The organism is Massilia aurea (genome assembly GCF_024753205.1).
GTDB lineage: Bacteria > Pseudomonadota > Gammaproteobacteria > Burkholderiales > Burkholderiaceae_D > Telluria > Telluria aurea.
Genome location: NZ_JANUGZ010000002.1, coordinates 198,954 through 214,076, shown reverse-complemented (window position 1 = coordinate 214,076; position 15,123 = coordinate 198,954). Strand labels below are relative to the sequence as shown.

The 15,123-nt window shown below is 65.4% G+C and carries 12 protein-coding genes; 6 read left to right on the top strand and 6 right to left on the bottom strand.

Features of this window, described 5'->3' with window-relative positions:
- Positions 1-257: 257 nt before the first annotated feature.
- Positions 258-1,691: a methyl-accepting chemotaxis protein gene (locus NX775_RS06580; RefSeq protein WP_258835269.1), complete on the top strand. Its 1,434-nt coding sequence runs from the start codon at positions 258-260 to the stop codon at positions 1,689-1,691.
- 154 nt (positions 1,692-1,845) lie between these two features.
- On the top strand, positions 1,846-4,254 hold the full coding sequence (locus NX775_RS06575) for a TonB-dependent receptor plug domain-containing protein (protein WP_258835268.1): 2,409 nt from the start codon (positions 1,846-1,848) through the stop codon (positions 4,252-4,254).
- A gap of 53 nt (positions 4,255-4,307) precedes the next feature.
- Here NX775_RS06575 and NX775_RS06570 read toward each other — a convergent pair whose 3' ends face one another.
- Positions 4,308-5,204, bottom strand: coding sequence for an SMP-30/gluconolactonase/LRE family protein (locus NX775_RS06570; RefSeq protein WP_258835267.1), 897 nt, complete (start codon positions 5,202-5,204; stop codon positions 4,308-4,310).
- A gap of 24 nt (positions 5,205-5,228) precedes the next feature.
- A complete protein-coding gene (pgi, locus tag NX775_RS06565; RefSeq protein WP_258835266.1) occupies positions 5,229-6,872 on the bottom strand; it encodes a glucose-6-phosphate isomerase in 1,644 nt (547 codons plus the stop codon).
- A 230-nt stretch (positions 6,873-7,102) separates the two neighbouring features.
- Between pgi and edd the strand changes: the two genes are divergently transcribed.
- The 4 genes from edd to NX775_RS06545 all read left to right on the top strand — a co-directional run bounded on the left by edd (position 7,103) and on the right by NX775_RS06545 (position 10,873).
- Positions 7,103-9,022 (top strand): phosphogluconate dehydratase, encoded by a 1,920-nt coding sequence (gene edd / locus NX775_RS06560; RefSeq protein WP_258835265.1) that lies wholly within the window; start codon positions 7,103-7,105, stop codon positions 9,020-9,022.
- Complete coding sequence (gene eda, locus NX775_RS06555; RefSeq protein WP_183555656.1) at positions 9,019-9,642, top strand: bifunctional 4-hydroxy-2-oxoglutarate aldolase/2-dehydro-3-deoxy-phosphogluconate aldolase; 624 nt, start codon at positions 9,019-9,021, stop codon at positions 9,640-9,642. Before edd ends, eda begins: the two co-directional genes overlap by 4 nt.
- A 62-nt stretch (positions 9,643-9,704) precedes the next feature.
- Complete coding sequence (locus NX775_RS06550; RefSeq protein ID WP_258835264.1) at positions 9,705-10,199, top strand: Rhs element Vgr protein; 495 nt, start codon at positions 9,705-9,707, stop codon at positions 10,197-10,199.
- Positions 10,196-10,873 (top strand): penicillin-insensitive murein endopeptidase, encoded by a 678-nt coding sequence (locus NX775_RS06545; protein ID WP_258835263.1) that lies wholly within the window; start codon positions 10,196-10,198, stop codon positions 10,871-10,873. The genes NX775_RS06550 and NX775_RS06545 overlap by 4 nt, the downstream gene beginning before the upstream one ends.
- Positions 10,874-10,934: 61 nt before the next feature.
- Here NX775_RS06545 and NX775_RS06540 read toward each other — a convergent pair whose 3' ends face one another.
- From NX775_RS06540 to NX775_RS06525, 4 genes are read right to left on the bottom strand one after another with little or no spacing between them, the layout of a single operon-like run.
- Positions 10,935-12,011 carry a porin gene (locus tag NX775_RS06540; RefSeq protein ID WP_258835262.1) on the bottom strand — a complete coding sequence of 359 codons (1,077 nt, stop codon included), beginning with the start codon at positions 12,009-12,011 and terminating at the stop codon, positions 10,935-10,937.
- Between the two features lie 46 nt (positions 12,012-12,057).
- Positions 12,058-12,360: an AtuA-related protein gene (locus NX775_RS06535; protein ID WP_258835261.1), complete on the bottom strand. Its 303-nt coding sequence runs from the start codon at positions 12,358-12,360 to the stop codon at positions 12,058-12,060.
- A 1-nt stretch (position 12,361) separates the two neighbouring features.
- Positions 12,362-13,699 (bottom strand): acyclic terpene utilization AtuA family protein, encoded by a 1,338-nt coding sequence (locus tag NX775_RS06530; RefSeq protein WP_258835260.1) that lies wholly within the window; start codon positions 13,697-13,699, stop codon positions 12,362-12,364.
- 32 nt (positions 13,700-13,731) lie between these two features.
- Positions 13,732-15,051, bottom strand: coding sequence for a CitMHS family transporter (locus NX775_RS06525; protein ID WP_258835259.1), 1,320 nt, complete (start codon positions 15,049-15,051; stop codon positions 13,732-13,734).
- Positions 15,052-15,123: the final 72 nt, after the last annotated feature.

The window sequence follows — 15,123 nt, the reverse complement described above, 5'->3', positions numbered from 1 at the left end:
TGAGCCGGGTACGTGAAGAGAATGAAAACAGGAAGAGATTGTATGTAAATTTACTACATAAACTGGCGCCTTACAAGAAAATATACTACGAAAGGCCGGTGCCGCAGTGTATGTTGACATAGTTGAGGACGCACCGGCGCGCCCCAAGTGGTGGGAATGCGACGACCAGACATTGGAACATGACAGGGCAGGGGATCAGGACTATAGTTTCCACACGTAAATATCGTAGCCGTGCGAGCTGCGAAGACGAGGGAGACATGATGGGCTGGATGCAAAGTTGGGGACGGGCGCTGTCGCCGTTCGGTGGCGGGGCCGTGGGCGGCAGCATGCGCGCGCTGGTGGTCAAGGCGCGCGATGGCAGTATCCGCACGGCGATCAATGCCGCACGCCTGCGTAAGGAAGTCGGCCAGGCACAGGCCCAGGCCGTGAGCCAGCACCAGGCGGCCGGCGCGCTGGCCGCTGCCGCGCGCGAAGTCACCGAGCTGTCGGCCGACGTCAATGCCGGTACGCTGCGCATCGCCGACACGGCCGCGCGCAACCTGCATACGGCGCGCGAATCGATGGATGAACTGACGCGCCTCGAAGCGCGCATGCGCACCATCGAGGCGCAGGTGCACGGTTTTTCGGACACCGTCTCGCAACTGGTCGGGCACCTGCACGAGATCGGCGAATTCGGCACCGTCATCGAAAACGTCGCCAACCAGACCAATCTGCTGGCGATCAATGCCGCGATCGAGGCGGCGCGCGCCGGCCCGGCCGGACGCGGGTTCGCCGTGGTGGCGTCAGAAGTGCGGCGCCTGTCGCAGGTGGTCAACACGGAAGCCGTGAAGATCGCGACCGCCAGCAGTGCGATGCGCGGGCTGGTGGCATCGACCTCCAGCGCGACGGCCAGTATCCTCGATGGCGTGAACGTCTCGGCGCGCGAAGCCGGCAGCGCGGCGAGCCACCTGACGACGTTCGTGGCGGATTTCGAGCGCATGACCGCGACCGTGGACCAGATGGCGCTGGCGATGCAGTCGCTCGACGGCGTCAATCAGCAGATCGGGGCGCGCGTCGGCGAGGTGGCGAGCAATGCATCGGGGGCGGCGGCAACGATGCAGGATGCGTCGCGCCGGGTCGACGAGGTGCGGCTGGCCACCGAGGAGCTGCAAGGCGTGCTGGCGGGTTTTCGCACCGGCGGCACGCCGTTCGACGCGCTGGTCGACGCAACCACCGTGCTGCGCGAAGAGGTGCTGGCTTGCCTGAAGCGGCATGCCGGGAGTGGCGCCAACGTGTTCGATCAGAATTACCAGCCGATCGCACAATCCGATCCGCCGCGCTTTACCACGTCCTACGACCGCATCGTCGAGCGCGACCTGCAAATCCTGTTCGACCGCGTGCTGACCGATTTGCCGGGCGCTGCCTACGCGCTGGCCGTGGACAACCGCGGCTTTGCGCCGACCCACAACACCAAGTTTTCGCGCCCGCCCAACGGGCAGCGCGAGCACGACCTGGTGTATTGCCGCAACAAGCGGATCTTCGACGATCCGGTGGGCATCCGGCTGGCGAAGAACCGCGAGCCGTTCCTGCTGCAGACCTATCTGCGCGATACCGGTGAGGTGATCAACGATCTGTCGATGCCCATCGTGATCGACGGGAAGCACTGGGGCGCGGTGCGGATCGGCTACGATTCGGCCCGGATGATGGGCTGAGCGGGGCATCTGCTGTCATCTGCTCCTATCTGCCGGTTCCCGATATAAGCATAGGCAAAATCGATATTGGCAACGCAATTGGAGGCCTGTTAAGCTTCGCGTCCCTTCGGCGGTCGAGGTACCGCCGTCACCGACCAGAAGAAGAGAAGTCCCCATGAGCTGCAAGCACCATCACGCCAACCCGCATCGCGCGGTCCTGATCCTGAGCCTGATCGCAACCCTGGCCCCGACCGCCGCGCTGGCCCAGGAGACGCCGCCACCGGCGCCGGTCGCCCAGGACGTGCAGACGATCGTCGTCACCGGCACCCGTTCACTGAACCGCCGCACGCTGGATTCGGAGTCGCCCGTCGATGTCATCGGCAACAAGGAACTGCTTAGTACCGGCTCGGGCGAGCTGGCCACCGTGCTGTCGCGCCTGTTGCCATCGATGAATTTCCCGCGTCCGAGCGGCGCTGACGCCAGCGACGCGGTGCGTCCGGCGCAGCTGCGCGGCCTGTCGCCCGACCAGACGCTGGTGCTGGTCAACGGCAAGCGCCGTCACACGTCGGCCGTCGTCAACGTCAACGGCACGCTGGGCCGCGGCTCGGCCCCGGTTGACCTGAATGCGATTCCGCTGGCAGCGATCGAGCGTATCGAAGTGCTGCGCGACGGCGCCGCAGCCCAATACGGCTCGGACGCCATCGCCGGTGTGGTCAACATCATCCTCAAGCGCGGCGCCAAGGGCGGCGAAGCGGAAGTGGTGTACGGCCAGTATGACGCGGGCGACGGCGAGCAGGGCACCGTGCGCGGCTCGGCGGGCTTCAACCTGGGCCAGGATGGCTGGGTGCGCATCGCCGTCGAAGCGGCCGAGCGCAACGCCACCAATCGCTCGTTTGCCGACCCGCGCCCGTCCGCCGGCCCACGCCAGGGCCTGATCACCCAGCGCTACGGTGACCCGGACAGCCGCCCGCGCACGCTGTTCGTCAACAGCGAAGTGCGCATCAACGACGACGTCGACTGGTACGCCTTTGCGAGCTACGGCGAGCGCGACACCTCGTCGGCGGCGACCTTCCGCACCGCGTTCACCGACAACAACCGCACCACGCTGCGCTCGCCGCTGTATCCGGAAGGCTTCCAGCCGCTGCTGGGCAGCACCTCGGTCGATGCCTCGATCGTGACGGGCCTGCGCGGCGTGGCCGCCGGCTGGCGCTGGGATGCGAGCCTGAACCACGGCCGCAACCGCTTCACGCTCGACGTCAACGATACGGTCAACTACAGCCTGGGCGCAGCCAGCCCGACCAGCTTCTATGCGGGCGAACTGACCTCGAAGCAAAGTCTGGCCAACCTGGACGTGGCGCGCGAGATTCCCGTGTCGTTCATGAGCGGCCCGCTGACGGTGGCGCTGGGTCTGGAAGCGCGCCATGAATCCTACGAGATCGGCGCGGGCGAAGCCGGTTCGTACTTCGGTTCCGGCGCCCAGGGCTATTCGGGCTTCCGTCCTGAGAATGCAGGCGAAAATAGCCGCAACAACAAATCGGTGTACCTGAATCTGGAAGGCGACATCACGAGCGCACTGTCGGGCGCCCTGGCGCTGCGCCATGAACGCTACAGCGACTTTGGCAGCACGAACTCGGCCAAGGCATCGGCGCGCTATGCATTCACGCCAACGTTCGCGCTGCGCGGCACGGCCTCGAACGGTTTCCGGGCGCCGTCGCTGGCCCAGTCGTTCTACACGATCACCACCACCAACACGCTGCTCGTGAACGGCGCCAGCGCGCTGGTGGAGACGGGCACGTTCCCGGTCGGCAGCGCCGCCGCCCGTGCGCTGGGCGCGCAGCCGCTCAAGGCCGAAAAGGCGCGCAACCTGAGCATCGGTGCGCAGTGGCAGCCAACGCGCAACTGGACCACGACGGTCGATCTGTACCGCATCGATATCGACGATCGCATCGTGTTCTCGTCGAACCTGCAACTGGCCAATGCACCGGCGCTGTCACGCGCGCTTGCGGCCCAGGGCGTGTTCGTCGGCGCGGCGCGCTACTTCACCAATGCAGTCGACACGCGCACCAAGGGTGTCGACGTGGTCAGCACGTACCGCCTGAACTTCGCGCAGGGCGCGCGCGCCGACCTGACGCTGGCCTACAACCATAACGACAACGAGGTGCAAGGTGTGGCGGCGTCGCCGGCGGTGCTGTCGGGGCAGGGATTGTCGCTGGTGGACCGCCAGAGCATCAACCGCCTGACGGTGGGTTCGCCGAAGGACAAGCTCGGTCTGACGGGTGACTTTACAAAGGGTGCGTGGAATGGCCGCGCCGTCGTGACGCGTTACGGTGAATTCACGGTGCCGCAGAACGATCCGGCGCTGGACCAGAACTACGACCCGCAGTGGGTGCTCGATCTGGCAGCGAGCGTGCGCCTGAACCAGTGGCGCCTGACGGCCGGCATCGACAACGTGACCAATCGCTATCCTGCGCAGGTCACGTCGCGGGCCAACCTGAACGTGAACGGCACCCAGCCATACAGCGTGTGGGCGCCGAACGGCTTCAATGGCCGCTACTTCTATGTGAAGGCCGGCTACACCTGGTAAGCAGGTGCGGGCCCGGGTTCAGCGCGACCCGGGCCTCAGATCGCGCTCCGGGTTCAGATCGCGTACTCGGGCTCTTCGCGGCCGGCGACATCGAGCCGCACCGACAGCACCTTGCCGGTGTGCGGATACTGCGCGATTTCTTCGCTCGACCGGCCCTGGCTGGCGCTGGTGATGTACAGCGTGCGCAGGTCGGGCCCGCCGAAGCAGACCGACGTCGGGCAGCGTACCGGCAGTTTGATCTCGCGCAGGATCTCGCCCGTTGGCGAGATGCGCAGCACGCGCCCGCCTTCGAACATCGCGACCCAGTACATGCCTTCAGAATCCATCGTTGCGCCATCGGGCCGCCCGCCGTAGTCCGGCGCCGTTTTATCGGTCGGGAAGGTGAGGATCGTGCGGCGGTTGCTGTGCTCACCGGTGGCCACATCGAAGTCGTAGCAGTCGATGCGGTGCGTGGTGGTATCGGCATGGAACATCGTGCGGCCGTCCAGGCTCCAGGCCAGGCCGTTCGAGTTGGTCATGCCGCCGCGCCAGGCGCAGCGCAGGTTGTCGCGCGCGAGCACGTACATCTCGGCGGCCGGCTGGTCGCGCGGCTCGTACATGGTGCCGATCCAGAACCGGCCCGCCGGGTCGACGCGGCCATCATTGAAGCGCACCTTCGACGTATCGTAGGGCGCGTCGGCGATCGGGGTTTCCGCACCGTCGGTCGTGTTCAGGCGCAGCAGCTTGTCGCGCGTGGCCACGACCAGGAAATTGTTGTCGTCGATGGCCAGCGCCGACGGGTTCGAGCCCATCTTCCATGAGCTGAATTTGCCGCTGGCCGCGTGCAGGCGGTTGACGGTCAGGCCTTCGATGTCGACCCAGTACAGGGCCGATTCGACTTCGTGCCAGATCGCCGATTCGCCCACCAGCATCGGCGCATCGTGTACCACTTCAAATTTTTCGGTTGCCATAGTCTCGGTCTCGCAAGTTCGGGATCAGACGGCGGCTTTCGCGCGCGCGATCAAGCCGTTGGTGGAACTGTCGTGCAGGTTAGGCGCCGGCTCACCTGCCAGCTCGGCCTCGATCTTCTTGGCCAATACCTTGCCCAGCTCGACGCCCCACTGATCAAAACTGTTCACGTCCCACAGCACGCCCTGGACGAACGTCTTGTGCTCGTACAGCGCGATCAGGGCGCCCAGCGTGGTGGGCGTCAGGCGCTCCATCAGGATCGTGTTGCTCGGGCGGTTGCCGGGGAAGGTCTTGTGCGGCGTGAGGCGCTCGACTTCGTCCGCCGGCAAGCCTTGCGCCGTCAGGTCGGTGCGTACTTCGTCGGCGGTCTTGCCCTTCATGAAGGCTTCCGACTGCGCGAAGCAGTTCGCCAGCAGGGCAGTGTGGTGGTGGTCCATCTCGTGCGCCGGGCGCAGGGCGGCGATGAAGTCCATCGGCGTTACGTCGGTGCCCTGGTGCAGCAGCTGGAAGTAGGCGTGCTGGCCGTTGGTGCCGCACTCACCCCAGATTGCCGGGCAGGTTGGCGTGTCGACTGGCTGGCCGTCGCGCGTGACGCGCTTGCCGTTGCTTTCCATGTCGAGCTGCTGCAGATAGGCCGGGAAGCGGTTCAGGTCCTGGTGGTACGGCGCGATCGAGACCGAGCTGCACTCGAGGAACTGGCGGTTCCAGAAGCCGATCAGGCCCAGCAGCGCCGGCAGGTTCTGCTCGAGCGGCGCGCTGCGGAAATGTTCATCCATCTCGTGCGCGCCGGCCAGGAAGTCCTTGAAGTAGCCAAAGCCCACGGCCAGCGCGACCGGCAGGCCGATCGCCGACCAGACCGAATAGCGCCCGCCAACCCAGTCCCAGAACGGGAACATATTGGCCGGGTCGATGCCGAAGGCCTTGATTGCTTCGGTGTTGGTCGATGCGGCAACGAAGTGCTTCGCCAACGCCTCTTCTGGCGCGTGCGCCAGGAACCAACGGCGCGCGGTCTGCGCGTTCATCATCGTCTCGGTGGTGGTGAAGGTCTTGGAAGCGACGATGAAGAGCGTCGTTTCGGGATCGACCTGACCGAGGGCGGCGTCCATGTCATGGCCATCGACGTTCGAGACAAAGTGCATGCGCAGGCGCGGATGCGCGTAGTGGCGCAGGGCCAGCACGACCATCTTCGGGCCCAGGTCCGAGCCGCCGATGCCGATGTTGACGATGTCCGTGATCGGCTTGCCGGTGTAGCCCAGCCATTCGCCGCTGCGCACCGCATCGGTAAAGGTCTTGATGCGATCGAGCACGGCGTGGATGTCGGCGTTGATGTCCACGCCGTCGACGACGTGCGACGCACCGCGCGGGGCGCGCAGGGCGGTGTGCAGCACGGCGCGGCCTTCGGTGTTGTTGATGCGCGCGCCCAGGAACATCGCATCGCGCCTCGCTTCGACGCCGCGCTCGCGCGCCAGCTGCATCAGCAGTTCAAGCGTGCGCCCGTCGAGGCGATTTTTTGAATAGTCTAGGAACAGGCCTGCAGCCTCGTCACTGAATCGCTCGAAGCGCTGCGGGTCGGCGGCAAACAGATCGCGCATCTGCCACGTGGTGGCGATGTCGGCGTGCTGGGCGAGGGCCTGGAAGCTGGCGGTACTGGTCAAGGATGGCTGGCGCATGGGGTCCGGGGTGCGTGGCACAATGTTGTCGTTAACAGATTATCGAATAATACAATTATCTGCGCGTAAATTCACTACATAAAAGCGCGTGTGCGCCCCCAGGATACCAAGGACCGGCGCATTTCGTGACGCGCGTTCACGCTCATCCATACAGCATCGGGAGTCGCTAAAGAGCGCAATGGTCCGATTTGTAGTAAAATTTCAGATACTAAATTCAGGAAGGAACGAACATGGCGCTCCACCCCGTAGTCGAACAGGTTACCAACCGCATCATCAAGCGCAGCGGCCCGTCGCGCGCTGCCTATCTGGCGCACCTCGAGGCCGCCCGTATCCAGGGCGTGCAGCGCGGCGCGCTGTCGTGCACGAACCTCGCCCACGGGTTCGCCGCGTTCCCCGCCAACGACAAACTGAAGCTGCGCGAAGTCAAGCAGCCGTCGGTGGCCATCGTTTCTTCCTACAACGACATGCTGTCGGCGCACCAGCCGTTCGAGGGCTATCCAAAGATCATCAAGGACGCCGTGCGCGAGATCGGCGCCGTGGCCCAGTTCGCCGGCGGCGTGCCCGCCATGTGCGATGGCGTCACGCAGGGCCAGCCTGGCATGGAACTGTCGCTGTTCTCGCGCGACACCATCGCCATGGCCACCGCCGTCGGCCTGTCGCACAATATGTTCGACGCCAGCCTGTACCTGGGTATCTGCGACAAGATCGTGCCGGGCCTCCTGATCGGCGCGCTGCACTTCGGCCACATCCCGGGCATCTTCGTGCCGGGCGGCCCGATGACGTCGGGCCTGTCGAACAAAGAGAAAGCGCGCGTGCGCCAGCTCTACGCGCAGGGCAAGGCCACGCGCGAAGAACTGATGGAATGCGAAGCCGCGTCGTACCACGACGCCGGCACCTGTACCTTCTACGGCACCGCCAACAGCAACCAGATGCTGATGGAAGTGATGGGCCTGCACTTGCCGGGCGCCGCGTTCATCACGCCTGGCACCGAACTGCGTGACGCGTTGACCAAAAGCGCAGCGCGCCAGGCAGTGGCGATATCGCAGCAGGGCGGCACCTATATGCCGATCGGCCGCATCGTCGACGAGAAATGCATCGTCAACGCCATCGCCGCGCTGCACGCGACGGGCGGCTCGACCAACCACACGCTGCACCTGGTGGCGATCGCGCGCGCGGCCGGCATCGTGATCGACTGGGACGACTTCGACCAGCTGTCGAAGGTCGTGCCGCTGCTCACGCGCATCTACCCGAACGGCGAAGCGGACGTGAACCACTTCCAGGCCGCCGGCGGCCCGGGCTTCATCATCCGCGAACTGCTGGACGCTGGCCTGGCGCACGAAGACGTCAACACGGTCCTGGGCCACGGCCTGCGCGCCCACTGCAAGGAGCCGTTCCTGGGCGAAGATGGCAAGACCATCTGGCGCGACACGCCGGCCCAGAGCGGCGACGAAACCGTGCTGCGCCCGGCATCGAACCCGTTCAGCCCCAACGGCGGCATGGTGCTGGTGCAGGGTAACCTGGGCCGCGCCGTGATGAAGATCTCGGCCGTCAAGCACGATTACCACGTGATCGAAGCACCGGCGATCACGTTCGATTCGCAGGAAGATTTCATGGGCGCTTACAAGGCCGGCCAGCTCAATCGCGATTTCGTGGCGGTGGTCCGCTTCCAGGGCCCGCGTGCCAACGGCATGCCGGAACTGCACGCCCTGACACCAGCGCTGTCAAACCTGCAGGATGCCGGCTTCAAGGTGGCGATGGTCACCGACGGGCGCATGTCGGGCGCGTCGGGCAAGGTGCCGGCCGCGATCCACGTGTCGCCTGAAATCCTGGCCGGCGGCCCGCTGGGTCTCGTGCGCGACGGCGACATCATCCGCGTCGACGCTACCACCGGCACGCTGCAGGCGCTGGTGCCGGCCGAAGAATGGGCCGCGCGCAAGCAGGCCACGACCGACCTGAGCAAGAGCCACATCGGCATGGGCCGCGAACTGTTTACGATGTTCCGCGCCTCGATCAGCGCCGCGGAGCAGGGCGCGGCGACGTTCCCGCTGCCGTCGCCGATCCCCACCATCGTGCCGCTGCACGAAGGCCTGGACGCCAATGAAGTCGTGCCGGGTTCAGACGAAGACTTTCTCTTTAGGACGCAGAAATGACCTTACTTGAAATTATGCGCTCGGCGAGCGTGATCCCTGTCATCGCCATCGACGATCCGGCGCACGCCGTGCCACTGGCGAAGGCGCTGGTCGCCGGCGGCATCCGCGTGCTTGAAGTCACGCTGCGCACGGAGCACGGCCTGGGCGCGATCCGCGCCATGAGCGAAGTCGAAGGCGCCATCGTCGGCGTCGGCACCCTGACGTCGCCCGAAGAATTCGTCGCCTCGCGCGACGCCGGCGCCGTGTTCGGCGTCTCGCCGGGCCTGACGCCAGCGCTGATCGCCGCCGCCAAATCAAGCGGCCTGCCGCTGCTGCCAGGCGTGATGACGCCATCCGAAGTGATGGCCGCGCGCGAAGCGGGCTTCCGCCAGGTCAAGCTGTTCCCGGCCATGCAGGCAGGCGGCGTGGGCATGCTTAATGCGATCCGCGGCCCGCTGTCGGACATGACGTTCTGCCCGACCGGCGGCATCACGATCGAGACCGCACCGGCCTTCCTGGCCTGCAAGAACGTCGCCTGCGTCGGCGGTTCGTGGCTCACGCCGAAGGACGCGATCGAGGCCGGCGACTGGGCCCACATCACCGCGCTGGCCAAAGCCGCTGCGGCGCTGCGCGCCAGCTGACTGGCGACGGGCGACACATCGTGCGCTCGTCCTTTCGCCCACTGAGCGAAAGTGAAATCAGATTGGCGTCGCTGCTGTTCGGCGACGCCATCGATTATTCGCGCGTGCGGATCCACAACCGCCGCTACATGCCGTTCCAGCCACGGAACTGCTGCATGACGCCAAACGGCAGCATGTATTTTCACCATTCCTGTTTTCTCCCCGACTATGCACGCGGCGATCCGCCCGCGATCCACTGGTTCATGCACGAGATGGTGCACGTCTGGCAGCATCAGCTCGGGTATCCGGTGCGTCTGCGCGGCGCGTTCCGGATCGGGCTATCCTATGGCTACACGCTGACCGAAGATTCGACGCTGGAGGATTTCAATATGGAAGCACAGGGCGATTTGCTGGCGGATTATTTCGTGCTCAAGCACTTGCGCCGGCCGGAGGCGATGCGCCAGCAGCGCTATCGCGACAGCCTGGCGTTGTACGAGAAGGTACTGGCGCTGTTCCTGGGAGACCCTGGCAGCCGCGCCAGTCTGCCCCGTGGGCCAGCGCGCTGGCTGGCCGCATGATGCGCCCGTTTTCCGTGGGCGCGATGCTGGCCGCCACGGTCCTGTGCGCGCCCGCGCTGGCCAGCACCTGCTTCGGTAATAGCGGGAGCGGGCGCATCGAAGGCGCGGTTGCCCTGCCGCTTGCGGGCGCCAACTTCGCGGCCTACTCGGAACTCGGTCTCAAGCTTGGCCGCACCTACGTTCATGCGCAGGTGCGCGACGTCGTGCTGGGCGCGTATGCGACACTGGCCCGCACCACGCCAGACGTGCAGTACGTCTATGGCGAGACGGGCCTGCGCACCGGCGGCCCGATGCCGCCCCATCGCACGCACGAGAACGGGACATCGGTGGATTTCATGGTGCCGGTGCGCGGCCGGGATAGCCAGCCGGCGCCGTTGCCGCGCACCGCGCAAAACCACTACGGGTACGATCTGGAATTCGACAGTGCAGGCCGGCTTGCCGACTTGCGCATCGACTTCGCCGCCATTGCCGCGCATCTGGCGCAGCTGGATGTAGAGGCGCGGCGCCATGGGTTCGGTATCGCGCGCGTCATTCTGGCACCAGAGTACATTCCGAAGGTTCTCGCGACACCGGCAGGCCAGCCAATCAAATCGCTGTCGTTCATGAAGACCAGGCCCTGGGTTCGGCATGACGAGCATTACCACGTCGATTTCGCGGTCAAGTGCGTCAGGTAGATCGGCGGCGAGAGCGACCGTTGCCAGTTGCGCCATCGAACCGCTCGCCAGCATGCCTCGTTCAGAACGTATGCCGCAACCCGATATTGAAAGCCCGGTCGCCCGAACCCGCCTCGGCATTGTTACCCACCGTATAACCAGCCCCATTCCGGTTGTCGATCATGCCGTACGAGGTATAGGCACTAGTGCGCTTGGACAGCGCATGCACGTAGCCCACCGCATACTGGGCCGCATCCTGGTTCAGCGCGGTCTTGTCATTCTTGCGAATGTACGAGGTCATGATGGTGCCGGCCGGGCCGACCGGGATGGTGACGCCGACCAGCGTGTCGTCGCCGCGCAGGCTCGGTCTGAACACCTTGCCGTAGGGTAGTGGCGTTGCATTGTTCAGTGGCGCGCTGTTGAGCCCCTTGTCGTTGCTGTAGGCGAAGAACACCTTGACCACCTTGAAGTCGACGTTGGCCACGAACAGCGTGTTGCGCCCGCTGTCGGTACCGGTGAGGGTGGCGCTGTCGTTGTTGCGATGGTTGTGCGCCAGCCGGGCGTTGACCGGTCCCTTGGCATAGTTGATGCTGACGTTGTACTGGCTTCCGGCTTCGCTGTCGCCGGCGGTCTCGCCCAGCGAGTACAGCAATCCTGCGCTGAAGCCATTCTTCACGGGCGTCGTGTAGATGATCGAATTGTTCGCGCGTAGATTGGCGCCCGCGACCGGGAACAAGTTCTTGGCGCTGCCCGACAGGCCGCTGCCGAATGGATCGCCGACCTGACCGAGGGCATTGTAGGTCAGGGTGTACTGGCGCCCGACCGTCAGACTGCCGGCGTCCTTGCTGGCCAGCCCCACGAAAGACTGGCGGTTGAAGGCCTGGCCGGACGAGGCCAACGCACCGGTGTCGATCGAAATCCCGGCCTCGAGCACGAACAGCGCCGAGACGCCCGCGCCCAGTTCTTCCGATCCCTTGAATCCCAGGCGCGAGGCGGATGCGACGCCGCTGCTGACTTTGGTAACGTTGCCGGCTGCGCCGCCGCGTTCTGAAACGATGCCGGCGTCGGCGATGCCATAGATCGTGATATTGGATTGGGCCGTGGCTGCGCCGCTGGCAGCAAGCAGCATGACGATCGGAATCGCCGCGAATGGTTTCATGTTTGTCTCCGTATTTTTATGGGGTACAGCGTGATGGAATGTCGACTTAGTCGAGTTCCATATCGAGCAGCATCGAGCTGAGCGATTTGCCATGGGCGTCCAGGGCCAGCGAGCGCGTCACGCCGCCGCCCAGTGCCTGCTGCATGACGAAGTTCATGGCGCCCAGTTGCGGCAGCAGGTAGCGGGCTACCTCGCCGTGCACGATGCCGGCGAAATGCAGGCGCACCCGTTCGGCGGTGACCTGCTGTTCCAGCAGCGCATAATCGGCCGCGTGAAACGCGATCAGGGACAGGTTGGAGATGTCGCCCTTGTCGCCGGCGCGCGAATGCGCGATGTCGCGAAGTTTCATGTCAGGTTTCCTCGAAATGGATCGTCGCGCTGACTTGCGCGGCAGGCAGCAGCGTGGAGCGGATCGCGATCACTTCGCGCGCCGATCGGGTGGCGCCGCCGCCGCCCGCCGGCCCGCAGGTGTACAGGGTTTCCACTTCGTTGCCGATGCGGATCGCTTCTTGCAGGCTTGTGGTGCGGCCGATGACGCGCAGCCGCACCTCGCGCGGCTCGGCCTCGCCCGGCACCTCACGGTCGCCATGCAGCGCATTCACGCCCATCAGGTCATAGCGCACCTCGGTCAGTGCGACGCCCGTCAGTGCGAACCGTTCGGCGACGATCGCCTGCGCCAGGCGCGCGCGCGCCAGCGCGCCGGGTCCGGCGTACGAGATCTGGCCTTCGCCGATGTAGCTGTCGATGTAGCCGATCGATACTTTCAGCAGGCCGCTGCACGGATGGCCGCTGGCGCCTTGCAGGCTGACGCGGTCCGGTGCGCACTCGGTCATCGTCACCGCCGAGAAATCGGCCACGACGTCCGGCGTCTGGTAGGCGGCCGGGTCATGGATTTCGTACAGCAGCTGCTCGGTGCAGGTGGCGCGGGTCACGTAGCCGCCCGAACCGGCCACCTTGGTGATCTCGACGCTGCCGTCCTCGCCGATCACGGCGAGCGGGAAACCCAGCCGCGCCAGGCTTGGTACGTCCTTGACGCCGGGATCGGCGAAGTAGCCGCCGCACACCTGGCCGGCGCATTCGAGCAGGTGTCCGGCCAGCGTGCCCTGGCCCAGGCGCTGCCAGTCGTCCATCGCCCAGCCGAAGGCGTGGATGGCCGGCGCTAGCACCAGCGCCGGATCGGCGATACGGCCGGTGATGACGATGTCGGCGCCTTGCGCCAGCGCGTCGACCAGCGGCTGCGCGCCCAGATAGGCATTGGCCGACAGCAGCCGGCTGCCCAAGGCCGCCACCGGCTCGCCCGTGTCGTCGAGGTAGTCGCCCTGGCGCAGCTGCTCGAGGACGTCGTCGCCCGTGATGGCGGCGATCTTCAGGTGGCCAAGGCCGAGTGAGACCGCGATCTGTCTGGTTTTGGCGGCCGCCGCGAGCGGATTCGCGGCGCCCATGTTCGTGATGATCTTGATGCCCCTGTCGGCACAGGGCTTCAGCACTGCCAGCATGCGCGCTTCGAGCAGCGGGTCGTAACCGAGCGCCGGGTCTTTCATCCGGGCTTGCTGGGCCAGGGCGATGGTGCGTTCGGCCAAGCATTCGAACACGAGGTAATCGAGGTCGCCATGCTCGGCCAGTTCGAGCGCCGGTTCGATGCGGTCGCCCGAATAGCCGGCGCCGCAGCCGATGCGTAGGGTTTTCATGGTGCAGTCTTTCGAAAGGGTCAATGGGTGCGTCAGAACGGGAACAGCCCGATCAGCGCGGCGACGCAGGTCATGAATACCGTGGTGGCGAGCAGATACGGAATCGTGAAGCGCTGGTGTTCACCCAGGTCGATGCCCACCAGTCCGACCAGCAGGAACGTGGCCGGTGTCAGCGGGCTGACGGCAAAGCCGGTCGTCATCTGGCCAAGCAGCGCGGCCTGGGCCAGCTGCACCTGCGGCACGCCGAGGGTATTGCCGGCCTCGGCCAGCACCGGCAGTACGCCGAAATAGAACGAATCCGGGTCGAACACCAAACTGAGCGGCATGGACACCACGCCGGTGACGAACGGCAGGTGGCTCGCCAGGCTGACCGGGATACTGGCCGCGAGCACCTGGGCCATTGCGGTCAGCATGCCGCTGCCTTTCATGATGCCGGTGAAGACACCGGCGGCAAACAGGATGCTCGCCATCATCAGGGCGGCCTTGGCATGCGCATCGACGCGGGCGCGCTGTTCGGCGACATCCGGGTAGTTCATCATCAGGGCCAGCACGGTGCCGAACATGAAGCAGGCGACCGGATTGAGCACATTGCTGATCATCGTTGCCAGCACGATCACCACCAGAAGCAGGTTGGGAATGAAGCGCCCGGGCCGGCGCAGCTTTTGTTGTGCCTCGTCGATCTCGGGGACGTGATGGCTTCCCATGCTGCCACCGGCGCCGGCAAGCGCGGCCCCGGTGAGGCCGAGACGACGCTGTTCCCGCACGCCCATCATCCAGGCACAGGCAAACACGAACAGCATCCCGGCGATCTGCACCGGCACCATCGGCAGATACAGCTCGGTCATCGGAATATGCAGCGCGGCCGACGCGCGCAGCGTCGGGCCGCCCCATGGCAGCGCGTTGGCCACACCGGCCGACATGGCGACGATGCAGGCCAGGATGCGCTTGTCCATCTTCAGCTTGATATACAGCGGCAGCATCGCCGGCACGGTGACGAGAAAGGTCACTGCGCCGGAACCGTCGAGGTGGACGATCGCCGCCAGCACCGCAGTGCCAAGGGTGATGCGGGCCGGGTGGGTGCCGACGATTTTCAGGATGCGGTTGACGATCGGGTCGAGCATGCCGGCGTCGGTCAGAATCCCGAAGAACAGAATGGCAAACAGCAGCATGCCGGCCACCGGTGCGATCGCCTTGATGCCGTCGGTGATGAAGGTGCCGATCTCGGCGCCGAAGCCGCCAATCAGTGCAGTCAGTGCGGGAATCGCAATCAGCGCGACAAGCGCAGACATCTTCCTGCCAAGGATAACGAACAGCAGGGCGAAAATAGTCAAAAAGCCGAGGAAGGCCAGCATGAAAGTCTCCAATTTATTGTATGTGCTGATCGATGCAGCACTTGAGGCCATTCTGGGGGGCCTTGCTTTTTG

Excerpts from the sequence above, each read along its gene's own strand:
- NX775_RS06580 (WP_258835269.1), top strand. The coding sequence starts at position 258 with ATGATGGGCTGGATGCAAAGTTGGGGACGGGCGCTGTCGCCGTTCGGT.
- NX775_RS06575 (WP_258835268.1), top strand. The coding sequence starts at position 1,846 with ATGAGCTGCAAGCACCATCACGCCAACCCGCATCGCGCGGTCCTGATC.
- NX775_RS06570 (WP_258835267.1), bottom strand. The coding sequence starts at position 5,204 with ATGGCAACCGAAAAATTTGAAGTGGTACACGATGCGCCGATGCTGGTG.
- pgi (WP_258835266.1), bottom strand. The coding sequence starts at position 6,872 with ATGCGCCAGCCATCCTTGACCAGTACCGCCAGCTTCCAGGCCCTCGCC.
- edd (WP_258835265.1), top strand. The coding sequence starts at position 7,103 with ATGGCGCTCCACCCCGTAGTCGAACAGGTTACCAACCGCATCATCAAG.
- eda (WP_183555656.1), top strand. The coding sequence starts at position 9,019 with ATGACCTTACTTGAAATTATGCGCTCGGCGAGCGTGATCCCTGTCATC.
- NX775_RS06545 (WP_258835263.1), top strand. The coding sequence starts at position 10,196 with ATGATGCGCCCGTTTTCCGTGGGCGCGATGCTGGCCGCCACGGTCCTG.
- NX775_RS06540 (WP_258835262.1), bottom strand. The coding sequence starts at position 12,011 with ATGAAACCATTCGCGGCGATTCCGATCGTCATGCTGCTTGCTGCCAGC.
- NX775_RS06535 (WP_258835261.1), bottom strand. The coding sequence starts at position 12,360 with ATGAAACTTCGCGACATCGCGCATTCGCGCGCCGGCGACAAGGGCGAC.
- NX775_RS06530 (WP_258835260.1), bottom strand. The coding sequence starts at position 13,699 with ATGAAAACCCTACGCATCGGCTGCGGCGCCGGCTATTCGGGCGACCGC.
- NX775_RS06525 (WP_258835259.1), bottom strand. The coding sequence starts at position 15,051 with ATGCTGGCCTTCCTCGGCTTTTTGACTATTTTCGCCCTGCTGTTCGTT.